15 protein-coding genes are annotated in these 26,405 nt (G+C 36.5%); 9 read left to right on the top strand and 6 right to left on the bottom strand.

What is annotated here, in order from left to right; translation table 11 throughout:
* From LV89_RS05785 to carB, 3 genes are all read right to left on the bottom strand, one after another.
* A partial coding sequence (locus LV89_RS05785; RefSeq protein ID WP_146199092.1) for a beta strand repeat-containing protein occupies positions 1-2,090 on the bottom strand: 2,090 nt, incomplete at its 3' end.
* A 44-nt stretch (positions 2,091-2,134) separates the two neighbouring features.
* The gene (locus LV89_RS05790) at positions 2,135-2,470 is read right to left on the bottom strand and encodes a helix-turn-helix domain-containing protein (RefSeq protein WP_158279523.1); all 336 of its coding nucleotides are present in this window, start codon (positions 2,468-2,470) and stop codon (positions 2,135-2,137) included.
* Positions 2,471-3,241: 771 nt separating this feature from the next.
* Positions 3,242-6,082 carry a carbamoyl-phosphate synthase large subunit gene (carB, locus tag LV89_RS05795; protein ID WP_109741929.1) on the bottom strand — a complete coding sequence of 947 codons (2,841 nt, stop codon included), beginning with the start codon at positions 6,080-6,082 and terminating at the stop codon, positions 3,242-3,244.
* Between the two features lie 553 nt (positions 6,083-6,635).
* On the opposite strand from carB, the gene LV89_RS05800 reads away from it, so the two are divergent.
* The 8 genes from LV89_RS05800 to LV89_RS05835 all read left to right on the top strand — a co-directional run bounded on the left by LV89_RS05800 (position 6,636) and on the right by LV89_RS05835 (position 19,692).
* Positions 6,636-7,913 (top strand): PQQ-dependent sugar dehydrogenase, encoded by a 1,278-nt coding sequence (locus LV89_RS05800; RefSeq protein WP_109741930.1) that lies wholly within the window; start codon positions 6,636-6,638, stop codon positions 7,911-7,913.
* 78 nt (positions 7,914-7,991) lie between these two features.
* Positions 7,992-8,411 carry a c-type cytochrome gene (locus LV89_RS05805; protein ID WP_109741931.1) on the top strand — a complete coding sequence of 140 codons (420 nt, stop codon included), beginning with the start codon at positions 7,992-7,994 and terminating at the stop codon, positions 8,409-8,411.
* Between the two features lie 143 nt (positions 8,412-8,554).
* Positions 8,555-9,466 (top strand): DMT family transporter, encoded by a 912-nt coding sequence (locus LV89_RS05810; RefSeq protein ID WP_109741932.1) that lies wholly within the window; start codon positions 8,555-8,557, stop codon positions 9,464-9,466.
* A 361-nt stretch (positions 9,467-9,827) separates the two neighbouring features.
* Positions 9,828-10,505: an RNA polymerase sigma-70 factor gene (locus LV89_RS05815; protein WP_109741933.1), complete on the top strand. Its 678-nt coding sequence runs from the start codon at positions 9,828-9,830 to the stop codon at positions 10,503-10,505.
* A 114-nt stretch (positions 10,506-10,619) separates the two neighbouring features.
* Entirely contained in the window at positions 10,620-11,612 is a 993-nt protein-coding gene (locus LV89_RS05820) for a FecR family protein (protein WP_109741934.1), read from the top strand.
* A gap of 21 nt (positions 11,613-11,633) precedes the next feature.
* A complete protein-coding gene (locus tag LV89_RS05825; protein WP_109741935.1) occupies positions 11,634-15,128 on the top strand; it encodes a SusC/RagA family TonB-linked outer membrane protein in 3,495 nt (1,164 codons plus the stop codon).
* Between the two features lie 11 nt (positions 15,129-15,139).
* Entirely contained in the window at positions 15,140-16,606 is a 1,467-nt protein-coding gene (locus tag LV89_RS05830) for a RagB/SusD family nutrient uptake outer membrane protein (protein ID WP_109741936.1), read from the top strand.
* Positions 16,607-16,881: 275 nt separating this feature from the next.
* Complete coding sequence (locus tag LV89_RS05835) at positions 16,882-19,692, top strand: glycosyl hydrolase (protein WP_109741937.1); 2,811 nt, start codon at positions 16,882-16,884, stop codon at positions 19,690-19,692.
* Between the two features lies 1 nt (position 19,693).
* Here LV89_RS05835 and LV89_RS05840 read toward each other — a convergent pair whose 3' ends face one another.
* The 3 genes from LV89_RS05840 to LV89_RS05850 all read right to left on the bottom strand — a co-directional run bounded on the left by LV89_RS05840 (position 19,694) and on the right by LV89_RS05850 (position 24,021).
* Positions 19,694-20,728, bottom strand: a complete 1,035-nt coding sequence (locus LV89_RS05840) for a WD40/YVTN/BNR-like repeat-containing protein (protein ID WP_229201478.1) — start codon at positions 20,726-20,728, stop codon at positions 19,694-19,696.
* Between the two features lie 85 nt (positions 20,729-20,813).
* Positions 20,814-21,281: a hypothetical protein gene (locus tag LV89_RS05845; protein WP_109741938.1), complete on the bottom strand. Its 468-nt coding sequence runs from the start codon at positions 21,279-21,281 to the stop codon at positions 20,814-20,816.
* 340 nt (positions 21,282-21,621) lie between these two features.
* Positions 21,622-24,021 (bottom strand): T9SS type A sorting domain-containing protein, encoded by a 2,400-nt coding sequence (locus LV89_RS05850; protein ID WP_109741939.1) that lies wholly within the window; start codon positions 24,019-24,021, stop codon positions 21,622-21,624.
* 461 nt (positions 24,022-24,482) lie between these two features.
* Here LV89_RS05850 and LV89_RS05855 point away from each other — a divergent pair, with 461 nt between their 5' ends.
* Positions 24,483-26,135 (top strand): fatty acid--CoA ligase, encoded by a 1,653-nt coding sequence (locus LV89_RS05855; protein ID WP_109741940.1) that lies wholly within the window; start codon positions 24,483-24,485, stop codon positions 26,133-26,135.
* The last annotated feature ends 270 nt before the right edge of the window (positions 26,136-26,405 follow it).

Raw genomic sequence — 26,405 nt, forward strand, 5'->3', positions numbered from 1 at the left:
GTGATGCTATAATTGTAAGTACCCGCTGGTAAACCTGTGAAGTTTCCAGAAGTTGCCCCAGTAGTATTTGAGCCTGTTCCTGTGATAGTGTAAGCATAAGGAGCTGTTCCACCCGCACCCGCTAAGGTAATCGTTCCGTTTGTTCCTCCATTACAAGATACATCAGTTTTAGAAGCGGTTGAAGCAGTGATTGCCGCAGGTTGTGTAACCACCACTCCAGTAATACTAACCGTAGCTGTACACTGATTTTCATCCGTAGCAGTAATCGTTACAGCATAAGGTCCTGCTGTCAAAGATGAAGGATTTTGAGCTGTTGAACTGAACCCTCCACCTGTTTTACTCCAAGCATAAGATAATGTCTTAATACCCGTACCACCAGAAACAGTAGTAGGATTTGTCAAAGCTATTGAACCATTATTACCCCCAAAACAAGTTACTGCGGTTGGTGTTGCAGATTGCCCAGATAATGTAATTGCCGTACAAGTGCCAGTTCCTACACTCAAAGTACCGGTATTTGTTGAGCCAAAATAGGTAGCATCTTTATAGGTAGCACTAGAACCTGTACTTCCCCACGTACCCGCAGGTGTTCCGCCTGACCTAATATTTAATGTACCCGTTGTAGATGCAAATGTCCCTAATGCAACTATTACGCCATTATCAACCGTAGTAGCACCACTAATAGCCACTGCATTACTAAATGTTTTTGTGCCTGAACCTTTTAATTGTAGCGTTGCACCTCCAGTAAAACCACTCCCTAAACTTTGTGCCATTCCCGAATAAATATAATTCGCTCCGGTATTATAAGTTCTTGTACCTGTAACCTGTACGTTTCCAGTTGCTCCACTGCTTGTTATACCATCAGCAGATTTAATATCAATTGTTGCTCCACTATTCAAAGTAAAAGAACCTCCACCAGTTATTGCTGTTGATGCAGATGCCATTATTAATGATTTGGTAGCATTAACAGTATAATTAATTACACCAGTATTTGTACCGCCAGAAGTATAGGTTGTTGTACCATCAAAATTTATTTGACCCGAACCACCCCCTGTTTGTGTTATTGTTCCTCCATTATGAGTAAAATTTCCTATTACATTAATAGTACCTATTCCTGTACCTTCTCCAAGTTTTAATGTACCTGAATTTATTGTTACATTTCCAGCTACATTCCATGTTCTCGACGTACTTGATGATGCTGTTCTCACATACCCCGCTTGAATATAGTTTCCTCCAATGCTAAGTGGGGTTGTTGTAACTGATAATACCTGAGAATTAGTATTTTGAACATCAAAATTACCAGCAATTAAATTTGGTGTAAAAGTTGTTAAACCACTCTGCCCAGCACAATTCCAAATTACATTTCCAAAGTTTTGAGCCATACCAGAAAGCCCTCCGTTGGTAACCCCCGTAATTTTTAAATTAGAGTTTATATCCCAAGTTGCAGTAGGTACTAACCCTGCGTTTGCAGTTAATTCAAAACTTCCACCATTAAGGAAGTTTAAGTTAGTTGTTGAAGATACTATTACCGAAGATATGTTACTTGACCTTCTAAGAATACCACCAACACTCGTATGACTATTGGCACTATTAAAAGTTCCATTATTTCCTATATTCAAAGTTCCATTAATAGCAAAAACTTCTGTTGTTCCTCCGTTAACGAAAACAAGAGAAATAGATCCTGTAGCAGTTTCAAGATTAAGGGTACTTCCAGCCTCAATAACGCTGTTGGTTCCTCCATCGCAAATCAAGTTAAATGCTCCCCCAATTGCATTAATATTAATCGTTGCATTATCGGTCACTTTTATTGCAGAAACTGTTACATCTGCGGTTTGCGAGACATTATCAGACGCATCAAAAACTACTCTATGTGAAGCAGTAGGTACACCTAAGCTCCAGTTTGCAGGTGAGGTCCAAAGTCCATCACCTGCCCCCCCAGTCCAAGTATTGTCTTGCCCAAACCCCACCTGAGCCATCACACTAAACATTAAAAATAACAGCAAAAACCGTAAAGGTTTAAATAAAAATATATTTGGTCTATCGACAAAGTTATAAATCGTTGATTTACCTGGAGACTGTAATATTGTTTTCATAGAACGTGAAAATTGGAAGAAATAATAAGACTTTTACTGTATAACTAAGCAGACATTTGTCTGCACTGGGAAGGAGGATAACCGTAAATTTTTGAGAAAGAACGACTGAAATAATTGGCATCAGAATAACCAACTCTAAATGCTATTTCATAAATTGAATCCGTCGTATTCATCAGCAATTCTTTGGCTTTCTCAAGTCTGATTTGCTGTATGAACTCTGAACAAGATAGCCCTGTCTCTTCTACTAATTTTCGGTGAACGTGCGAACGACTCATATTCAACCCTTCACATAAAGAAGGGCATCCAAATGACTCGTCATCATAATTGTTTTCAACAATATTTCGTGCAACTGTTAAAAAATCATTGTATAAAGGCTTCATAGGTATAATTTTTTTCATGGTTAAATTGTGAATAATAAACAACCGTTTACCCCCATCTTATTACAGTATGGAGTGACCTACTTATTTTTTAATATTAGTGGTTGATAGCTATTGATTCCAAAATCTCATAACTATATTAATTTTCACTTTTATAATATCGAAAACAGTTTTGCATTAGTCATACAAGCATCGCTTGAAAGATTAATCAAGGATTTTCGAGAAAGAAAGGAGTTATTATTTTGGAGTGTGTTATTGTTTTATTAGTCATATAGTTTACATTGTATCAGAACTACTAATTTTACTTAGAACTATTAATTATCGAGAACTATCATTCATAATTCACTCATTTGCAAGTAGATACACGACTGGACGGGCAAAGAAAAAATATCTTCACTAATGTTGTTTTTATTATTTCCTATCCCCCAAAAAATATATTGAGACTTTTTAATTAGTGAACAATGATACGAACAAGAGTAATATTTGATTCTTCACTAATGTTGTTTTTATTATTCGGTAAGAATAGGTATAGATATTACCAAATAATAAAATATATACACGGTAGTATATACGTTTATCAAATAAAAGGCTAATTGCGGAAAATAAAAATTTGACGTTGAGAAGAGAAAAATGGGACTTTTGAAGCGTTATTATTTTAAAAGAAAAAAAAAATTATTTTTTCTTTCTCACAGAATATAATTTTTTTTTTAAGCTTATGAAATTGAATAAAACAAAAAATCCCAACCTTTTCAGATTGGGATTTTTTTTGTTTTATTATCTTGAAAGATAAAGATTACGTTCTCCATAAACTTTTCTGAAGAAATCATCTTTTAATGAGTCAATAAAGTAAATGGCTTCACCTGTTGATTTCATCTCTGGTCCTAATTCCATATTTACATTCGGGAATTTGTTGAATGAGAATACTGGAATTTTGATTGCCCATCCATGTTTCTTTGGTTGGAAATTGAAATCTTTTACCTTCGCTCCCAACATCACTTTTGTAGCATAATTCACGTAAGGCTCTTGGTAAGCTTTACAAATAAATGGTACTGTACGAGAAGCACGTGGGTTAGCTTCGATAATATAAACGATTTCGTCTTTTACAGCAAACTGGATATTTAGTAAACCTTTAGTTTTTAAGGCTACAGCAATTTTACGTGTATGTTCTTCGATTTGGCGAATTACATTCTCTGATAAATCAAATGGAGGAAGTACCGAGTGCGAGTCACCTGAGTGAATACCTGCTGGCTCGATATGCTCCATGATTCCGATGATATATACATCTTCACCGTCACAAATGGCATCTGCTTCTGCTTCGATAGCATTTTCTAAGAAATGGTCAAGCAAAATTTTATTTCCTGGAATATCTCTTAAAATATCTACTACGTGTTGCTCTAATTCTTGTTCGTTGATAACGATTTTCATTGATTGCCCACCTAATACATAAGAAGGACGAACCAACAATGGATAACCTAATTGACGACCTAATTCTACGGCATTATCAGCATCTTCACAAACACCAAATTTAGGGAAAGGAATTTCGTTATCTCTCAACAATGCTGAGAATGCACCTCTATCTTCTGCTAAATCAAGGGCTTCAAATGATGTTCCTATGATTTTGATACCGTATTTTGATAATTTTTCCGCCAATTTCAATGCCGTTTGTCCACCCAACTGTACGATAACTCCTTCTGGTTTTTCGTGCTGAATGATGTCGTAAACGTGTTCCCAGAAAACTGGCTCGAAATATAATTTATCCGCAATATCAAAGTCTGTTGAAACAGTCTCAGGGTTTGAGTTAATCATAATTGCCTCATAACCTGCTTCTTTGGCTGCCAAAATACCGTGTACACATGAATAGTCAAATTCAATACCTTGTCCGATACGGTTTGGTCCTGAACCCAAAACAACAATTTTTTTCTTATTGGTTGTTACTGATTCATTATCTAATGTCTCAGAACCTTGCGAGAATGTTGAATAGAAATATGGTGTTTTCGCTTCAAATTCTGCCGCACAAGTATCTACACATTTATAAACACGTTTGATGCCTAAGTTATTACGTTTGTCATAAACCTCCGACTCCATACAACGAAGTGTATAGGCAATCTGGCGGTCAGCAAACCCTTTATGTTTGGCTTCTTCTAATAATTCAGTTGGAATTGTATTGATTGAATATTTCTCCATTTCATTTTCAACTCTAACTAAATCTTCTACTTGGTATAAAAACCATCTGTCTATTTTAGTTGTCTGCTGAATTGTTTTGAAAGAAATACCCAATTTGAAAGCATCGTAAATATGGAAAAGACGATTCCAAGAAGGATTTGCCAATGAGTGCATAATGGCGTCTTGGTCACGAAGACCTTTCCCATCTGCTCCCATTCCGTTACGCTTAATTTCAAGTGATTGACAAGCTTTTTGAAGTGCCTCTTGGAAGTTACGACCAATACCCATTGTTTCACCTACCGACTTCATTTGTAAACCTAAAGTCTTATCAGCTCCTTTAAATTTATCAAAGTTCCAACGTGGTACTTTTACGATAACATAGTCAAGTGCTGGCTCAAAAAATGCCGAAGTTGAACCTGTAATAGCATTTGTCAATTCATCTAAGTTATAACCGATTGCCATTTTAGCAGCAATTTTCGCAATTGGATAACCCGTTGCTTTTGAGGCTAAGGCAGATGAACGAGATACACGTGGGTTAATTTCGATGGCGATGATTTCGTCAGTCTCTGGATTTAATGAGAACTGAACGTTACAACCACCTGCAAATTGACCAATAGCATTCATCATTTTAATTGCCATATCACGCATTTTCTGATAAATGGTATCAGGTAAAGTTTGTGCAGGGGCAACCGTAATTGAGTCTCCTGTGTGGATACCCATTGGGTCAAAGTTCTCGATAGAACAAATGATAATTACGTTTCCTAAATTATCACGTAATAATTCTAATTCGTATTCTTTCCAACCCATAATTGACTGCTCTACCAATACTTCATGTGTTGGCGATGCGTGCAAACCTTTGTTAAGGGCTGCATCAAAATCTTTAGGGTCATGAACAAAACCTCCACCAGTTCCACCCAAAGTAAATGAAGGACGAATTACTAATGGAAAACCTGTTTCTTGAGCAATTTCTTTTCCTTCCAAAAATGAGCGAGCTGTACGTCCTTTACAAACACCCACGCCAATCTCAATCATTTTCAAACGAAATTTCTCACGGTCTTCCGTAGTTTCGATAGCTTTGATATCTACCCCAATAATCTCAACACCGTATTTTTTCCAAACACCTGCTGCATCACAGTCGATAGCTAAATTTAATGCCGTCTGACCACCCATTGTTGGTAAAACGGCATCAATTGGCATTCCTTCTGCTTGGTGTTTTTCTAAGATTTCGATAATTGAATTTTTATCGAGGGGCTTCAAATAAACGTAATCGGCATTAAGGGGGTCAGTCATGATAGTTGCTGGATTGGAATTTATCAAGGCAACCTTGATACCTTCTTCACGCAACGAACGAGCCGCCTGAGAACCTGAATAATCAAACTCGCAAGCCTGACCGATGATGATTGGACCTGAACCGATAATAAGAACGGACTTAATAGAAGTATTCTTTGGCACTTTCTTGTTATTTTTTTGAGGGATGGAAGGGGAAATCAGTTATTGGTTAATCAGTTATTGGTTATCAGTAAAAGTGTGTATAGTCTCTAATAAACTGGAAAATTATCTACTTTTTAAGTTTCATCATTTCCCATTCAATATTAAATTTGATTAAAAACCTACAACCTCATACTTCATACCTCATATCTCATAATTCAATAACGTATCTCCAAAAATTGTACAAAGGTAACAGAAACAGTTGAATGAAAAAGGCTTGTTTTTTTTTTCATAGATTTTTTAAACTTTTTCTTGAAGAAGTTAAAGTTGACAATTGCCATAAATTACTTCAAGCTTTAGGCAGTAAGCAATATGCTCAACATCGTATTTATTTAATAGTAAATTGCTTATTTACCTCCTGTATAGCTTAAATTACGGTATTTAATATCTATTGTATAAAGCATATTGTTTACTACCTAAAGCATACAGCTTAAAACCTATTGCCCAAAATCAGGTCAGAACTTAGTTATACTTTTATAGTTTATATGTAAATTTAGAGCTTAAACACAAACTAATAATGAGACATCTAATCTTATCTATTTCCTTGGCAACTCTTTGTATGAGTTTTAAGCCAATTGATAAAACGCCCAATAAAACGCAAAAACTAAAAGCAGATGCCGATAATGGAGGAATTACGCTTCCAAAAGGTTTTGGAGCTTTGGTGGTTTCGGAAGGTGTGGGAAAAGCACGCCACATTGCTGTAAGTGAAAAAGGAGATATTTATGTTCGCCTGAGTAAATTGAAAGATGGCAAAGGAACTATCATCTTGAAAGATACCAATGGCGACGGAAAAGCAGACGAAACAAAAGGTTTCGGAAATTTTGTAGGAACAGGAATTGCTATCGGGAATGGTTATTTATATGCGTCTTCTGATTCTTCGGTGTCACGTTATCCGATGAAAAATGGTATTCCTGACGAATCAAAACCAGAAACTATCGTTACAGGATTAGAATTGTACGGAGAACACGGAACAAAATCGTTAGCTTTAGATGACAAAGGACACCTTTATGTAACTTTTGGAGCTCCGTCTAACGCTTGTCAGGAAAAAAATCGTGTAAAAGGTTCAAAAGGAATGATGCCTTGTCCAATTTTAGATTGGCACGGTGGCGTTTGGCAATTTGATGCTAATAAGAAAAACCAAAAACACGCTGATGGCTTCCGTTATGCAACAGGTATCAGAAATATTGTGGGCATAACTTGGAACAAAGAACAAGGGGAATTATATGCCATGCAACATGGACGTGACCAATTGACAACCCTTTATCCAGAAATGTACAATGCTGAACAAAGTGCAGAATTACCTTCTGAGGAGTTTTTATTATTAAAGAAAGGTTCAGATTTTGGTTGGCCTTATTGTTACCACGACCGTTTTCAAAATAAGAAAATCCTTGCTCCTGAGTACGGTGGGGATACTAAAACACAAGGAGTTTGCGAAGGCAAAGACAAGCCAATTATGGCGTTTCCTGCTCACTGGGCTCCAAATGCTTTGATGTTTTATACTGGAAATCAATTTCCTGCAAAATACAAAAACGGTGCGTTTATCTGTTTTCATGGTTCTTGGAATAGAGCTCCATTAAAACAAGGTGGTTATTTTGTAGCTTTTGTTCCTTTCGGGAAAGACGGAAAACCATCGGGCGATTATGAAGTTTTTGCAGAAGGTTTTGCGGGTGGAGCAGAAATCAAAAGTGCTAATGATGCAAAAGCTCGACCAATGGGATTAGCTCAAGGAACAGACGGCTCTATTTACATTACTGATTCTGTAAAAGGAAAGGTTTGGAGAGTTATTTATCAATAATTGTAACTCGATGTTTCCACATCAGATTGTACAGTTTTAATTATACTATTGTCCGATGCGGAAGCATCGGAATACACAATGAAATACATCATCACATTATCATTGCTTACGTTGTTTTTGAGTTCGGCAATGATGCAAAAAAATACCGTTTCTAAATCCAAATCTGCTAATTTTCAAGCAGATTCTGGAAAAATTATTTACGAAACTTACTGTCTCCCTTGTCACCAAGAGGACGGAAGCGGTGTGCCTAATATGAATCCTCCTTTAGTAAATACGGATTGGGTTTTAGGTGATTCCCTCCGCCTCATTAATGTTATTCTGAAAGGTCTGAAAGACGCAGAAGTTAATGGTGATAGCTTTTCAAACGAAATGCCATCGCATGATTTTCTGACAGATAAAGAGGTTGCAGAGGTACTCACGTATGTACGTAAAAGTTTTGGAAATAAGGCAGGAGCAATTCATCCCGAAGATGTAAAAAAACAAAGGGCTAAAAAATAGCCTTTTGATATAAAAATCTTTAAAACCTTTCCAGAGCTTTTTGGGAAGGTTTTTTTTATGTTTTACAAGCAATAAGCTTTAAGCAAATGTTAGCTTGAAAACGTAACGCATATAGCTTACGGCTTAAAGCACTTAAAATAATTATGACAAAATCACAAATACAGTATTTCATCGGGGCAATTTTGGTAATTGTCGGCTCGATATGTTTTGCGGGAAAAGCCGTTTTAGTCAAATATAATTATATTCATTATCATGTGGATACTGTTTCTTTACTGGCTCTTAGAATGTTATTTTCCGCTCCATTTTATTTGGTAATTCTATTTTTTCAGAATAAAAATCAGGCGGAAGTGCCAAAATTGAACCGCAAAGAATGGGTTTGGATGTTAGTAATCGGTTTGGTTGGTTATTACTTAGCTGCCTTTTTCGACTTTTGGGGATTGAACTACATCACCGCCAGCGTTGAACGACTTATTTTGTTTATTTATCCAACTTTGGTGGTGATTCTTTCGGGGATTTTTCTTAAAAAACCAATTCATAAAATTCAATATTTCGCTCTTATTATTACATATTTGGGCGTGGTTTTTGCATTTATCCCCGACCTCCGCATGGGTTTGCAAAAGGATTTAATCACAGGCTCATTTTTGATTTTCATGAGTTCACTCACGTATGCTTTGTATTTGATTGGGTCGGGCGAGATGATTCCTAAAATTGGGGCTTTACGATTTACTTGCTACGCCATGCTGATTTCTACCGCCATGATTATTGTGCATTATTACCTATCAATTGGTGGCGGATTACTTTCATATCAACCAGAAGTTTATTGGTTATCCATCACGATGGCGGTTTTTACGACGGTCATTCCATCGTTTATGATTTCGGAAGGAATCAAAAGAATTGGTTCGGGCAATGCTTCAATCATTGGTAGTATTGGACCAATCGCAACGATAATTATGGCAAATATTTTCTTAGACGAACACATTTCTACTTGGCAAATTATCGGAACAGTTATCGTTTTGGGTGGCGTTTTGATGATTTCTTGGAAAGGTAAAAAGTAGTATTGGCGAATAGCATTCGCCAGCTTGTAATTCAAAATTGGCGAATGCTATTCGCCAATACATTCATTTAACGTCATAGGTTTTAAACTTATGACGTTTTTTGTTTTTACATATAATTCATTCTTCGAGTATTAAAATCCTTCCATTTTCTTCTGAATAAAATGCCCCTTATTTCAAAATATAATTTTTTAAACAAAAAAATGAACATTTTTCACAAAACACTAAGGGTAGTAAAATTAATTCTTGTCATAATAATTAGACACGATGTAAGTATCGCCTTTTAGCAATTCATTACGCTTGCTTTCCAAAAACAGATAAATATCTCAATACTAATTAATTGGCTCTAATAAAGTCTTTAACTATGTCAGAAAATGTAGGATACACATTCAATGAGGATTCGCCAATAATTCGAGTTGTCAATGAGCATAGTGTTCAAGGAAAAATCACAGATTCTGAGGTTTTTATCCGACAGGCATTTCAAGATGACCCCAAAAAGGGGTACGAATTATTGTTCCGAAAATATTACCGTGCCTTATGTAGCCATGCGGTTCGCTTTGTGTATTCCAAAGAAGTAGCGGAAGATATTGTCGGAGACGTTTTTTTAACTTTCTGGAAAAATCAAGGGCAAATACAAATCACTACTTCTTTTCGCTCGTATTTGTACGCATCCGTCCGTAATCGTGCCTATAATTATCTACAATGGGAGTTTAAAAATGATTCTGATATTGACGAAATTCCAGAGAATATTCTGAACCAAGTTTTGGAAGAAACGCCACAATCCATGCTTCAATATGATGAGCTTTTCTCAAAAATTGAAAATAGCATTAGCACACTCCCACCCCAATGTCAGCGAGTATTTTTGATGAGCCGTTTTGAAAATAAGAAAAATAAAGAGATAGCCGAAGAATTAGAAATTGCCTTAAAAACAGTTGAAGCACACATGATGAAGGCACTTTCACAAATGCGAAAAGCCTTAGACGGTTATTTAGTTTCGCTTTTCATTTTTCTCATTTTCAGTAACACAGACTTCAGTCTGTAAGTAAAATTACTGGATACATATTTTAGTCTGCGTTACTCAATTACAGACTAAAATATGTGGCACTCAATTACAGACTAAAGTCTGTGTTACTATTAACAGTAGAACAAACTAAAAATGGACAAATCAGTAAATAAAAATATATTGTTTGAGAGTTTTTCGGGTAGAGCAACTCCACTACAAAAAAAGTTAATTGAACAATGGCTTCTCGAACCTCAAAATCGAGAACAGTATTACGAATGGTTGGATGAATGGGAGAATCAATTTATTCAGATTTTACCCAATACGGAGGACGCTCTCCAAAAATCACTTCAAAAAATTGCTCAAAATGAGGCGTATTTAACGCCCATTTCCGTTGAGCCTACACCTAATTTTTTCCAACACAATTTTCGTTGGTTGGCTGCGGCGGCGGTAGTTTTACTTATTTCTTTTGGCGTTTTTATTGCCCGAGATTATATTTTTTATAAACGCTACCAAACTGCTTTTGGCGAAATTCAGAAAATACAACTGCCAGATGGTAGCCAAGTGTCGCTCAATGCTAATTCTGCTTTAAAGGTGGCTCGTTTTGGTTTTGGAACGAAAACTCGTGAGGTATTTTTAACAGGAGAAGCCAGTTTTTCAGTAAAACATACCATTGATAACCAACGATTTACTGTAAAAACTGACAAGAATTTTGAGGTAGAAGTTTTAGGAACAGAATTCAACGTATATGCTCGTCAGAAAGAGGCGAAAGTAGTCTTGAACAAAGGGAAAGTACAGTTAAATTATTTGGTTGGAAAAGCGACCAAACAGTTAACGATGAAACCGGGCGATTTAGTGACTTTCAACCCCATTGGGCAGGCAAAAGTCCAACAAATTGCCCAACCACAAAATTATTCTGCTTGGCAAGAACATCGTTTTGTTTTTGAACAAACACCCTTAAAAGAGGTTGCAACGATGATTTATGAAAATTTCGGGGTGAAAATTGAATTCCGAGATGAAGCCTTATCTCAAAGAACAATCTCAGGAACTTTTCATGCTGAAAATGCCGACGAACTCCTCCAAGTCATTTCAGAATTATTAGAAATCAACTTTAATAGACAAGATAATAACGTTACTTTTTTTGAATAATTTAAACCCAACTTTTTAGTTATGAAACAAAAACTACGAATGGTTGGCAAGACTTTTTTTGCCTTCACTCTCCTATTTTTGTGGCAAAATTCCAGTTTTGCACAGATGATGGCTTATGCCAAACTCCAAAAATCTCACTCCGAAAGTGTATCAAGCATTAGCTTGAAAGATGCTCTTCGCAATTTAAAATCTCATTATAAAATCGACATTTTATTTGAAGATAGAGTTATTCAAGGCTTTAATGTTTCGAGCAACGCTATTCATTATGACCTAAAATTTGAGAAGAGTTTGGGAAGTATTTTGCGTCCGTTAGGCTTGCGTTACAAGAAAATAAAGGACGATTCTTATTTAATTTTAGCAGAAAAGAAATCAAAACAAACGGCAGATAACGATGCCCGATTTCAAGAAAACATTTCGCTAACAACGACTAATATAGCCACACCGTTTAATGACGGAAAACTTAATGAAAATGAGGTTTTAGCCGTAAAAAATACGTCGAAAATCGAATCAATTGCTCAAACAATCAGCGGAACAGTTACCGATTCTGAAAGTGGACAAGGTTTGCCGGGTGTTAGTATTGGCATTAAAAATACCACAACAGGCACAAGTACAGATGGCAATGGTAATTTTCGTTTATCAGTTCCTGACGAAAAAACGGTTTTGGTTTTTAGTTATGTAGGATATTTGAATCAAGAAGTTACCATTGGCAATCGTACCAAAATAAATGTGGCAATGGTTTTAGATACCAAAACGCTTTCGGAAGTGGTTGTGGTTGGGTATGGTAGCCAAGAAAGAAAAGATGTAACAGGAGCAGTTTCAAGCATTAAAGCCCAAAATATTAAAGACTTACCTGTTACAAGTATCGACCAAAAAATGGCAGGACAAGTAGCAGGTGTACAAGTTAGTCAGGTTTCGGGAGCTCCGGGAGCAGGTCCGGTTATTCGTATTCGTGGGGCGGGTTCATTAGGTGCAGGCGACGACCCTCTGTATGTAATTGACGGCTTCCCTGTAACCAATTATTACAGTAAATTCTCTAATCCATTAAGTACGCTTGCCCCTGATGATATTGAGTCAATTTCTATCTTGAAAGATGCTTCTTCTACCGCAATTTATGGTTCGAGAGGCTCGAATGGCGTTATTTTGATTACTACTAAAAAAGCAAAATCAGGTGTAACTAACATTGAATTTAGTGCTTACACAGGTACGCAAGTCATAGCCGACCGCAACCGTGTACAAATGATGACGGCTGAACAATTTGCTCAAAATAGAATTGATGGTCAAGTACAATTGGCGGCTATCAAAGGAGTTCCGTATAATATTTCAAGTGTTGCAGAAGCTTACAGAAATCCGTCTGCTTTGGGTGCAGGAACTGACTGGTTTAAAGAATTAACTCGCTCTGCTCCGATGCAAAATTATAATTTGAGCATTAGTAGAGGAACAGAAAACCTACGTTCAATGATTTCATTAGGTTATTTTAACCAACAAGGAACATTGATGAATACAGATTTTCAACGTTTTTCAGTAAGAGCTAACGTTGATGCTAACTTAGGTAAAAAAGTAACTGTGGGTTTAAATGTTGCTCCATCATTCTCAATTAGACATTTAGCCGAAACCGAAGGACACTTTAATAATGCCATCATTACACAGTCGTATTTGAACAGTCCATTGCCAAGTGTTTATCAGGCAGACGGTACTTTTACGCCAAGTATTACCTCAACAGGTTTATTTGTGAATGCCAATCCCGTAAATATGTTGGTCAATACAACTAATATTGCTAACAATATCCGAAGTCTTGCCAATGTTTATTTAGGGGTTGAAATTATGCCCAATTTGAAGTTTTTAACGACTTTCAATGCCGACATTATTTTTGATACACAGGATAGGTTTACGCCAACATTTGTGGGAGGTTTCCGTAATCCACCGCCAACCTTAGCAACAGGAAATAACTTTACGGCTCGTACTTATAACTGGTTATCTGAAAATACGCTTACCTATTCAAAAAGTGTAAAAGAACATCGTTTTACGGTAATGGCGGGTTATTCAGCTCAAAAAGAGGTAAATACAAATACGTCAGTAAATGGAAGTGGCTATGCAGATGACGTAATTCAAACCATTAACTCAGCTTTGGCGACTGGCGTAACGGCGGGTGCAGGTGGAGGAAAGGCATCTTTACTTTCCTATCTTGGACGTGCCACTTATGCTTTCAAAGACAAATATTTGGTCAATGTGGCGGTTCGTCGTGATGGTTCTTCAAAATTTGGTGCGGATAATCGTTGGGGAACTTTCCCTTCGGCTTCGGTGGGTTGGAGAATTTCGGAGGAGAAATTTTTTCCACAAAATGACATCGTTGAGGACGTAAAACTTCGTGCAAGTTATGGTTTAGCAGGAAATAATAACATCGGAAATTTTACGGCTTTACAATTATTGAGTTTGGATAATTATGTAATTGGTGGAAAAATCGTGACGGGGCAAGCCATTAATTCACTCGGAAATTCAAATTTAGGTTGGGAACAATCGAAACAAACCGATATTGGTTTAGATGCGTCTTTGTTCAAAGGGAAACTCAGTTTGGTACTTGAATTTTATGAGCGTTTTACGCAAAGTATGCTCCAAAGCGTGGATATTCCTGCGTCTTCTGGTTTCACAACTGCCATTACCAATTTAGGAAATGTGCGTAACCGAGGCGTTGAAATCTCATTGAGCAGTAGAAATATTAGCACGAAAAAATTACATTGGGATACAGATTTTAACATTTCTTTCAACCGTAATAAAGTTATCAATTTGGGAAATCGTACTCGTATCCAATCGGGCGACAATGGCAGTATTACCTTAGTTGACCAACCAATGGGCTTGTTTTATGGCTACAAAAAAGCGGGCGGATTCTTCAATACTGCCGATGATTTAGCTAAATATCCACGTGCATCTGTGCAAACTATTGGTAGTATTCGTTTTGAAGATATTAACGGCGATGGCAAAATTGATGGCAACGACCAAACCGTAATTGGTAGTCCTTACGCAGATTTTACTTGGGGCATGACCAACCGTGTAACCTACGGAGATTTAGATTTTTCAGTATTGGTAAATGGCTCACAAGGCGGACAAATTCTTGATTTCTACAAACGTTTTACTTACAATCAAGATGGCGTTTTCAATCTTCATTCCGACGTTTTGAACGCCTATAAAGACGTTAATAATCAAGGAAATGGCAATGTTCAAAGTACAGGTGCAGCATTAGCAGGTGATTCATTTTCAAGAAATACCAGCGATGCTTGGGTAATGGATGCCTCTTACATGGTGGTAAGAAACGTAACGTTGGGTTATAATTTCAAACCTAAAAAGTACGCAAAAGGGATTCGTTTGTACTTCTCAGGACAAAACTTATTGACCGTTTCGCCTTACAAAGGGGCATTTCCAGAAGTTGGATTTAATGGAAATAATTCGTTAGCACCGGGTGTCAACTACGGAAGTTATCCAATTGCTGCCACTTATACGGTGGGACTTAACTGTAAATTTTAATCAAGACGAAAATGAAAAAATTAACGATACTTTTACTCACATTTGCGTTGGTTTCATGCAAGGACAATTTCCTTGAATTGACACCCGACACCAATGGGTCGGCGGGTAGTTTTTACCAAACCAAAGACCAATTTATTCAAGCCATCAATTCAGCTTATTCGCCATTACAGGGCATTCATAATAACACGATTTGGCTCTTTGCAGAATTACGTTCTGACAATACTTCGTACCAACAAAATACCGCTGACCGCTCAGGAACGATTCGGGAAGAATTGGACGAATTTCGTGAAAACGACCAAAATTCAAACTTTCAGTCATTTTTCAATGCCAGTTATTTAGGAATTAGTCGTTGTAATTTACTTTTAACAAAGATTCAATCGGCTACTTTCGACCAAGCGTCTCGCAATCAAATTGAAGGTGAAGCTCGTTTTTTACGTGCTTACTATTATTTTAATTTAAGTAGAGTTTTTGGCAATGTGCCTTTGATTTTGAAAGAAGTAACTTCACCAGAAGAAGCATTTGCCACTGCTCCAAGAGTAGCCGAAGCTCAAGTTTTGTCAGCAGTTATTGATGATTTTAAAGTTGCTATCACAAAATTACCTGCCAAATATCCAGCTTCTGACATCGGAAGAGCTACTTCGGGAGCAGCAAAAGCGTTGTTAGGAGAAGTTTACTTAACTCAGAAAAATTATACTTCGGCAACAGAAATTTTAAAAGGAATTGAAACCGAAGGAGGTTATTCTTTAGCGGCAAATTATGCGGATAATTTCAAAAAGAAAAACGGTTCAGAATCAATTTTTGAGGTGCAATTTGTAGAAGGCGTAGGCGGAAAAGTTAGTAATTTTATCTATTCTTTCGCTCCTTATAATTCTGGAACATTAGCAACAGGTTATGCTTTGGGTTCGGGTGCGGCAGCAGGTTGGAACATTCCTACTCAAGATTTAATCAATGCTTACGAACCTTCTGATAAACGTTTGGTTGCTTCTATCAACTCAACTTTCACTGACCCAACGACTAAAAAAATTGTGCCATTCATTCAAAAATACTCAAATCCACCGTATTTAGAGCGTTTTAATACAGGAGATAATTTTATCGTTTCTCGTTTGGCTGATGTATTGTTGATGCAAGCAGAGGCGTTGAATGAAGCAGGTTTTCCAAATGCTGAGGCTTTTACATACCTTAACCGTGTGCGTACCAGAGCGGGGCTTCCTGCTAAAACGGCTGATAATGCTGATGCAAAATTGAAGATTTCTTCACAAGCGGAGTTTAGAACAGCCATTGCCCAAGAACGTAGAATTGAATTGGCTTTTGAAAATCACCGTTGGTTTGATTTGGTTCGTACAGGACAAGCAGTTTCTGTAATGACGGCTCACGCAACGGCTGAAAAAGCTTTGAAAAGTTATATTTTACCAAGTTCTTTTGCAACGATAAGTTTGAAATTCCCTTATCCGTATAGAGAAGTACAGATTACGAAATAGATAAATTTAAAATAGACCACAGATTGTACGGATTTGGCAGATTTAGACAGATTTTTAATTTATCTGTTTGAAGCTAAAAATTCGTCTAATTTGTGGTTTATTGTTAGCTAAGGGTGAATAGCATTCACTCGTTTAAATATGGGAATTGGATGAATGCTATTCATACCTACCTAAATGATGTATGAAAATTATCAAATCTGAAATTAAATCTGTGTAAATCGGCTGAATCCGTACAATCTGTGGTCTATCTTCCAAGATAATTCTGTATCCAAATTATGAAAACACTCATCAAAATACTCTTCTTCCTTTTCTTATCGAACACTATTTTTGCCCAAATCTCAGATAAAAATTTCCAAAATCCGCCCTCAGAATATGGAATTCGGTGTTGGTGGTGGTGGCTCAATGGTAATGTAACCAAAGAAGCTATTACCAGAGATTTACACGAAATGAAAGCCAAAGGATTTAGTGGAGCGTGTATTTTTGATGCAGGTGGACAAAATCAGCGAGGCAATGGCGACGTTCCCGAAGGGCCACTTTGGGGTTCGCCCGCTTGGCGTGAGTTATACCTTCATGCCATTAACGAGGCAGACCGTTTGGGTTTGGTCATGTCATTGAGTATTCAAAGCGGTTGGAATTTGGGAGGACCAGATATTACACCTGCCGAAGCAGCCAAACAGGTCGTTTTTTCGGAAGTAAATGTAAAAGGCGGTACTAAAATTCAACAGATTTTACCTCAACCCAAAGGACATGAAGGCTTCTATCAGGATATTATTGTATTAGCAATTCCTACTAAAAACTTCCCAAATCGTCAGCCAATTAGAGATTTTCAGAATAAAGCTGCTACCAAAGAAGTGGGTTGGTCTGTGCCAGAAACTCGCCCACTTTTAACAGATATTCTAGCAACCGAAGGCGAAGAAGATGCAAGCGTAGGTCAGGTTTCCAACCTATCTCAATTCGTAAAAGATGGCGTTTTAAATTGGGATGCTCCCGAAGGAGAATGGACAATTATTCGTTTTGGATATGCTCCAACGGGTGCGGAAGTTTCTACATCAAGTGGCAAATGGCAAGGACACGTAATTGACTACACAAGCGAAAAACATTTTAATCGCTATTGGGACACCAACGTTGAGCCATTGTTAAAAATGATTGGCAACAAAGCAGGCAAAACATTGAAATATCTACAAACTGATAGTTTTGAAGCGGGTGGCATGAATTGGTCGGATAAATTTGAAGACGAATTTAAAAAACGTCGTGGCTACGACCCTACGCCTTATTTACCCGTTTTGGCAGGAAAAATCATTGAAAATCGTGAAGCAAGCAACCGTTTTTTAACAGATTTACGCAAAACTCTAAGCGATTGTATTGCTGATAATCATTACCGAGTATTTGCAAAACGTGCCAAAGAATACGGTATGGGCATTCAGCCCGAATCGGCAGGGCCACACGCAGGCCCTTTTGATGGACTCAAAAACTACGGACATTCAGAAATTATGATGTCTGAATTTTGGTCGCCTTCGCCTCACCGTTCCAAAGATATTGACCGATTTTTTGTAAAACAGGCGGCAAGTGCAGCAAAAATTTTCAATAAAACATTGGTTGGTGCAGAATCATTTACAACGATTGGACCTCATTGGAACGACGTTATTTGGGCAGATATGAAACCCTCTGCCGACCATGAATTTTGTGCGGGATTGAACCTTGTTTATTTGCATACTTTCACTTGTTCGCCCAAAGAAATGGGCTTACCGGGGCAAGAGTATTTTGCAGGAACGCACTTTAACCCAAATGTAACTTGGTGGAATTATTCTATGCCTTTTGTAAAATATCTCAGTCGTATTCAATATTTAATGCAAAATGGTGTAGCACAAGCAGATGTTTTATATTATTATGGCGACCATATTCCCAATATTGGACGATACAAAGATGACGACCCCGCACAAGCATTGCCAAACTACGACTACGACCTTATCAACGAAGATAAATTGATGGATTTATCGGTAAAAAATGGCAAAATTTATCTTCCACATGGCGTTTCATATCAAGTTTTGGCTTTACCAAATCATCAAATATTATCCTTAAAAGCACTCAGAAAAGTAAAAGAATTAGTTGAAAATGGAGCAACCGTTGTGGGTGAAAAACCTTTCTCAACAGCCAGTTTAGTAGGTGGTAATGAAGCAGAAAAAGAACTCGAAACTATCACAGAACAGCTTTGGAATTCGTCAAAAATTCGTCCAATATCATCTAAGGAAGCCCTAAAAAATAAAGGTATTTTGCCTGACTGTGAGTTTGTTTATAAATCTGATAGTAAAAAATTTGATTACATTCACCGAGTAGCCGACAATACCGATTATTATTTCATTAGTAATCAGAATAAAGAGGCAATTTCTTTAACGGCGGCATTCAGAATAACAGGAAAACAACCTGAAATATGGAATACTGTTACGGGTGAAATTAGTCCTGCCAAGCGTTTTCATCAAATAAATGGACGCACTTTCGTGGATTTATCTTTCAATCCCAATGGGTCAGTTTTTGTTGTTTTCAGAAAAGATATTCCGAATCATACACCCGAAAAATCTAAAAACAACCCATTGGTTTACAAGCCATTACAAGAAATAAATAATACATGGAATGTAAGTTTTGACACCAAATGGGGCGGTCCAAAATCGGCTAAATTTGATAAATTAATCAGTTGGACAGACAGACCCGAAGAAGGCATTAAATATTATTCTGGCAAGGCAATTTATAAGACAACTTTTGATGTTTTTAACGTCGGCAAGGTTCTAAACCTTGCCGACGTTAAGCTAAGTTTAGGCGAAGTTAAAGACGTTGGGATTGCTAAAGTAAAGCTCAATGGAAAAGATTTGGGCATTTTGTGGTGTCCACCATACCAAGTTTCGGTTGCAGGTTTATTAAAAGAAAAAGGAAATAAACTCGAAATTGAAATTGTAAATACTTGGCGAAACCGCTTGATTGGAGACCGTGAAAAACCTCAAAATGAGCGTTTTACGAAAACAAATATTACCATAAAGCCCGATTGGAAATTAGAACAATCGGGACTTTTGGGACCTGTAAGGTTATTGGATTAGCTTATTTTTTTAAAATCTCAAGGTCTAATTTCCCAATTGCTCCTTTGCCCCCAACTGCCCAAATGCCATTTTCAGCAATACTAATAGCATGAAAAGGCGTTTTGTCAATCATTATCCAAGACTTACCAAAATCTTTTGAAAAACAAGTTCCTGATGGTCCAACGGCTATCAGGAATTTCTTTTTATAAATCCCCATACCCTCTTTTAATCCAGCAGGATTGGTTTGCGGAGCATTTTGCCAAGTCTTTCCACCGTCAGATGTTAATAAAACATTAGGAATTGCTTTTTCAACTTCTTGATAATCGCCACCTACGGCAATTCCGTGCTGATTATCCCAAAATCTTAGCCCAAATAATCCATTCGTTTTACCTGCGGGCATATCGGTTTTTATCACTGACCAAGTTTCGCCCTGATTGTCGGTTTTGAAAATACGAGCAAATTCTCCTCCACCCGTACAAATATAAGCCTGCTTTGTTCCTACCGTAATTAAACTTGTTCCACTGGCAGCAAAAGCCGCTTCATTTTCTTGATTTAAAGGAATATTTGCGGGATTGACAGGCAACCAAGTCTTTCCTCCATCTTTTGTCTTTACAATGAAAAACTTGCCATCAATTGGGTCGCTAAATGCAATACCATTTTGTTTATCCCAAAAATCAATTCCATCAAAAAATACACCTTTTTGAGTAGTTTCATAAACAACTTTCCAAGACTTCCCTCCGTCTTCGGTTCTATAAAATTTTGCATTCCCTTGTTCAGCTTCACCCGCACTCATCAAAATAGCATTCTTGTCATCAAAGGCATGAACATCTCTAAAATCAAGTTTCTCTGCTCCAACAACTTGTTGCGTTATCCACTTTTTGCCACCATCATTTGTATGTAAAAATGTGCCTTTCGCCCCTCCTATCCAAACAATTTTATCGGAAACCGCACAAATTGCTCTAAAACTTGCGTCAGTATTAGAAGCCTGTTTTTGCCATTGTGCATTCACTTGAAATGTAATGAACACACTTAAAATTATCTGTTGAATCTTTTTCATATTTATAAAAATCTCTTTCACGAAAATAACAAAAAAAGGCTCGGAATTAATATTCTAAGCCTTTTAAAATCATTTCAGATTATGATTATCTTAATTTCTTTATGCTATTTAATATTGCCAAAGCATCTTTTTCAGCAGTAGTATCTTTGTCATCGAAGTTAATTTCTACTACAATATTGGTATGCGAATTTGGCACAATTAAGCCTGCTAACATAATTCTATCTCCGTCTTTAAATCCTTCTACATAAAAGCCGTCCAAACCATTAATATGTACTTCGTGAGCAGCATCAACTTCTGTCATTTTCATGTTCAAAGCATATTTAGCAACCGCTTCATCCATGTCTTCAACGGCAATATTTTCTTCCCAAACATCTACATAAACTTCCATTCCATCACCTTCTGCTCTAAACTCTTCGTCTGTATTTTTAGTTACTTTAAAATCATCATGCAAAGTCAACGCTACCTTATAATAATTCCAAACAAACTGTTGTTGAGCCGAAGCCGAAACGCTAATAAAAATTAGCAATGCGATACTTAATAGTAATTTTTTCATTTTGGGTATGTATGGTTAAATTGTTTAAAACGCTTCAAAGGTATCATAAATATTTAATTCATTTTAGGGTAGTTTTACGGTTTTTGCAGGAACATTATTCTATAATAGACTTCTTGCGAAAGTGTTTTAAGTCGTAAAACAATATCTTTTCGGCTACAAATAGCGAAAATTTTTCAACCGTAGCTCTGCTATGCTTTCAAAATTCTCGCTATTTTCACTCGAAAATATATCATTTTTCAATCATAAAACACTTTCGCAAGAAGTCTAATAAATTAACAAACAAAAAGCCTTCTCTAATTGCTTAAAGAAGGCTTTTGTAATTTTATTCTAAGAAGAATGATTATCTATTAATGATAATACGTTTTGCTAAATCAAAACCTGATGCTTTAAAACGAAGCATATATTCACCTTCTGGTTGGTTTCTTAAATCAACAATTAATTTACCTTTAATAGAAGGAACAGTTCCTGTATAGATTAATCTTCCTAAAAGGTCATAAATAATAATTTCTGGATTCTCATAATCTGCTAAAGTTTCAATCGTTAACAAACCATTACTTGGGTTTGGATAAATTGATAAACCTTTGAAATCTGGGTCTTCTTTGAAATTAAATGGTTTTACAAAATCAGAGAAACAAGCTAATGTATTAGTTGGAGCTGGTACTGTGAAAACTGTTTTTCTACGAGCTGTATAATCTCCATAACGATTTGCTTTGATAACACCTTCTGTAAATTTCAATACTTCTGTACCATATTTCCATTCATAATCTGTTCCGTCTGGAAAGTTCACCGCTTTCAACGTAAACGTACCATCTTTATCAATACTTGAAGCCGAAACATCTGGGTTATTTTTCACAACAATTACCAAAGGAACTGATTTTGAAGAAATACAACCTGTTGTTGCATCTTTTGCAGTAGCTGTATATTCTCTTGAAATATCTATAAATTTACCGTCTGCACCGATTGCTGTTAATGTTAATGTTTTAGCTACTAAACCTGTACTCCAAGTTACCACATTTTGACTTGTTGCAATTAGATTAACGCTATTAGGTTTTGTATAGTCAGCATTACTTCTCGCACAGAATACCAATGGGCCATCTGCTGTAACTGTTGGAGCTGGAGGCAATGGTAATGCAATCGTAGAAATAGGGTCTGACGCTGGCGACAAACAGTTGCGAGGGTCAAGCACACGAACTGTAAATGTTGCAGAAGTCTTAACTGTTAAAGATTTTGTTGAGTCTGTTGTACTCCAACGGTAACGAGTTTTTTCTCCGTTTATTAAATCAGAAGAAGTTAAAACAACACTTTGGTCAGCACAGAATGAAAGTGGTCCACTTGCTGTAATTGTCGGTTTTGCAGGCAAAGCATAAACGGTAACTTTTACAATGTCTGAAGTTGGAGAAAGACAGTTATTTACGTCTCTAACTGCAACAGTAAAGTCTCCCGAAGTATTCACGTTAATTGCACGTGTTGTTGCTTTGGTACTCCAAATATAAGTTGTGTTAGGAGTTGATGTTAAATTAACACTTCCACCACTACAAAATGCGATTGGACCATCAGCAGAAATAACAGGTTTTGCAGGCAATTTGAAAACAGTAATCGTTGTTGTATCAGAAGGCTTAGAAACACAACCACTTGTATCTATTACTTGCACAGCGTATTTGCCAACGGCTGAGATATTTCTGATACTTGGTGTAATGGCACCGTTACTCCACTTATACTTAAATCCTAAACTTGATGTTAAAGAAAGCGTATCACCTTGGCAAATAGCAGCTCCAGTTTTAGAAGGAGTAATTACAGGTTTTGCAGGAACTCTTAACGCTCTTACAGAAACAACATCTGACAAAGGTGATTTACAACTCAATCTTGTTCCAATAGCTAATGCTTGAATTTTAGCCGTTTTATTGAAGAATTTTATAAAACTTTTTGAACCTAAGCTATCTTGTTTAGTACCATTTACATACCATTCGTATTTAGTTACAAATTGTGTTGAATCTGATTTCAAAGAAATTGATTTATCCTCACAAAATGTACTATCACTTGCCGTAACTTTCGGTTTTGGTACTGAGAAGAACTCTGCATAAACTTGTCCTTGTGCATACACACGAACACTCGGACAGTCAGGAGATGTCACAGAAAGGAAATAATATCCAGATTTGGTAACTTTTAATTCTGGAGAACCTTGTCCTTTGGTTGACTCATCAATTAAATATCCATAGGTAGTTTGAGAAATACCTCTCTCCCATGAATAGATATATTTTGAATCTGTTACACTTGATTTTAAAGTTATCGTCTCACCATCACAAACAGTAGCTTTATCTTGAGCAATGAATGGTTGAGCACTTGGAGCTGCCAAATATCTAATGAAAAGACTTTGTGAACGTGGGCTTTCTTCTCCAAATTCAGTACAAGTGGCAGAAACAACCATGTCATTTGTAACATCTAAATATTTTAAATCTGAACTTGGTAGATTTCTTCCAAGATTAGCTCCATTCGAGTCATACCATTGGATAAATCCATTGCCACAACCTTTTGCTTGAAGAATAGCAGACATTCTGGCATCTCCAGCCGCTTGATAACCACATCTGTCCACACCTAAGTATGCAACAGCTGGTGCTGCAGGAGGAATTGCTACCGAAGTTGTTTTTTTAGAAGTCGGAGTTTCGTTTCCTTTCGCCCATACAGATACAGACGTTGCAACGAATAAAAGGACTAAAAAAATCTTATGAGTAAGGTTGTTCATAATTAATAATATTTGGATAAGAATTTTTAGGTTAAGATTGATGCCAAAATACTCAGCGTAACTATTACAATAATAATTGATTTTGCCAGAATGATTTTGACCAAATCAAAACTTTATCAAATGACAAGTAAATTTAAGATAAGAACGGCTATAAACCATACAAAAGTGTTCAAAGTTTTTAAACGGTCAGTTCTTTTTTATGATAATATATTTAACTAAAAAAAACCAAAAAAGTATAAGTCATTGATATAAAGCCACTTAACATGTTTACTATTTTTTCATTACTAAGATTAGTTATTTCATAGACGGTTTTCTACTAAAAAGGGTTGTCTGAACTTAATAAAAATATGCTTGTGAGGGTCAAACAATTGAAAAATATCGAAGCATTAAGCATCTAATATTACTTTTGATGTATTATCTTTGAAAACTATTAATCATTTTATATTTTTTATAACAATTCTATGAATATTCGTAGATTACCATCAGCAAGCAACGCATTTAAGTATCCATTACTTATTAAAAGTATTTTGGCATATTCTGTAATGTTAGAGCCAGAAAATGAAATTGTTTATAAAGACCAAGTAAGATATAACTATTTTGAACTAAATCGTCGGGTAAGAAAGCAAGCTAATGTTTTTAAAAAATTAGGCTTAGATGGCGGACAAACGATTGCTGTTTTAGATTACGATTCTCACCGATATTTGGAAGCCTTTTTTGGCGTTCCCATGACAGGCAATGTGCTTCATACTATCAATTGGCGTTTATCTCCTGTTCAAATTCTTTATACCATTAATCATGCTGAAGATGTTGTAATTATTTGTCATTCAGACTTTTTGCCTTTATTAGAATCGTTGGCAAAAGAAATGAAAACGGTAAAAAGTATCATCGTTTGTGCTGATGGAGGTGAATATTCAAAAAGTCCTTTACTACCAATTATTGGTGAATATGAAGAGCTTTTAGCAGAAGCATCTGATGAATATGATTTTGAGGATTTTGATGAAGATGCCGTTGCTACAACCTTTTATACAACGGGTACAACTGGAAACCCAAAAGGAGTATATTTTACGCATCGTCAATTAGTTTTGCATACGCTTTCGGTTGGACTAACTTTTAGTGCTATCGACGGGGCTTGTAGATTTAACAATTCTGATGTTTATATGCCACTAACCCCCATGTTTCATGTTCACGCATGGGGTTTTCCATACGTGGCAACATTATGTAATACAAAACAAGTTTATATTGGTAAATTTGACCCCGAAACGGTTTTAAAGTGTTTTGTTAAAGAAAAACCGACTTTCTCGCATTGTGTTCCGACTATCTTGCAAATGTTTGTCTCGCACCCTGCTACTCAAAATATTGACCTTTCTAAATGGAAAGTGGTCATTGGAGGTTCAGCTTTACCGAAAGCTCTGGCAAAAGCGGCAATATTAAGAGGAGTTGATGTAATTACAGGTTATGGAATGTCTGAAACTTGTCCAATTTTATCAACTGTTTATGTGAGTCCGAAAGACAAAATAAATCCCGATGTTGATTTTCAAGTGGAAGCACGTACACGTTCGGGTACACCTGCCATGTTTGTAGATTTACGTCTGTTAGATGATGAAGGTAAAGTAGCTCCGAAAGACGGAGAAACCATCGGAGAAGTAACTGCCAGAACTCCTTGGTTAACACAAGGCTATTATAATGAACCTCAAAAATCAGAAGAATTATGGTTTGATGGTTGGCTACATACAGGTGATGTGGCAACAATGAATGAAAATAATTCACTGAAAATTACCGATAGAATAAAAGACGTTATCAAATCAGGAGGCGAATGGGTAAGTTCAATTGATTTAGAAAATATCATTGGACAACACGAAGCCATACAAGAAGTTGCTATTGTGGGGATTCCAGATGCCAAATGGGGAGAACGCCCGCACGCAATGATTGTTCTGAAAGAAGGGAAAAGTTTAACAAAAGACGACCTAAAAGCTTTTATGCAACGCTATGTAGATGACAAAACCATTACGGCTTGGACAATTCCGAGTTCAGTAGAGTTTGCCGTTGCCATTCCGAAGACTTCTGTTGGTAAAATTGACAAAAAAGTTATCAGAGCAACCTTGTTGACTCAGTAAAATTTTATATAAATGCTTGATTACTTAAACCTTGCTCGGATTCTGAGCAAGGTTTTTTGTTTGTCGAAATAATTTGTCAAAAAATCATTTATCCCCTATCTTTGCAGTGTTAATTAAAAATTAAAAAATTAGAAATGTACAAAAACTGGAAAAAGACCGAAGATTTCCCTTCTCAGAAGGTCGCTTTCTCGTTTTTAATAATATTTTAGGAGGTCAAATTCATTGACCTCCTTTTTTTAGAGGTATGAGGTAGAAGGTAGAAGGTAGAAG

The sequence above is a fragment of the Arcicella aurantiaca genome (assembly GCF_003148625.1).
GTDB lineage: Bacteria > Bacteroidota > Bacteroidia > Cytophagales > Spirosomataceae > Arcicella > Arcicella aurantiaca.

What these genes read in the sequence shown, in the direction of transcription:
- LV89_RS05790 (WP_158279523.1), bottom strand. Translation starts at nt 2,470, where the DNA reads ATGAAGCCTTTATACAATGATTTTTTAACAGTTGCACGAAATATTGTT.
- LV89_RS05800 (WP_109741930.1), top strand. Translation starts at nt 6,636, where the DNA reads ATGAGACATCTAATCTTATCTATTTCCTTGGCAACTCTTTGTATGAGT.
- LV89_RS05805 (WP_109741931.1), top strand. Translation starts at nt 7,992, where the DNA reads ATGAAATACATCATCACATTATCATTGCTTACGTTGTTTTTGAGTTCG.
- LV89_RS05810 (WP_109741932.1), top strand. Translation starts at nt 8,555, where the DNA reads ATGACAAAATCACAAATACAGTATTTCATCGGGGCAATTTTGGTAATT.
- LV89_RS05815 (WP_109741933.1), top strand. Translation starts at nt 9,828, where the DNA reads ATGTCAGAAAATGTAGGATACACATTCAATGAGGATTCGCCAATAATT.
- LV89_RS05820 (WP_109741934.1), top strand. Translation starts at nt 10,620, where the DNA reads ATGGACAAATCAGTAAATAAAAATATATTGTTTGAGAGTTTTTCGGGT.
- LV89_RS05825 (WP_109741935.1), top strand. Translation starts at nt 11,634, where the DNA reads ATGAAACAAAAACTACGAATGGTTGGCAAGACTTTTTTTGCCTTCACT.
- LV89_RS05830 (WP_109741936.1), top strand. Translation starts at nt 15,140, where the DNA reads ATGAAAAAATTAACGATACTTTTACTCACATTTGCGTTGGTTTCATGC.
- LV89_RS05835 (WP_109741937.1), top strand. Translation starts at nt 16,882, where the DNA reads ATGAAAACACTCATCAAAATACTCTTCTTCCTTTTCTTATCGAACACT.
- LV89_RS05840 (WP_229201478.1), bottom strand. Translation starts at nt 20,728, where the DNA reads ATGAAAAAGATTCAACAGATAATTTTAAGTGTGTTCATTACATTTCAA.
- LV89_RS05845 (WP_109741938.1), bottom strand. Translation starts at nt 21,281, where the DNA reads ATGAAAAAATTACTATTAAGTATCGCATTGCTAATTTTTATTAGCGTT.
- LV89_RS05850 (WP_109741939.1), bottom strand. Translation starts at nt 24,021, where the DNA reads ATGAACAACCTTACTCATAAGATTTTTTTAGTCCTTTTATTCGTTGCA.
- LV89_RS05855 (WP_109741940.1), top strand. Translation starts at nt 24,483, where the DNA reads ATGAATATTCGTAGATTACCATCAGCAAGCAACGCATTTAAGTATCCA.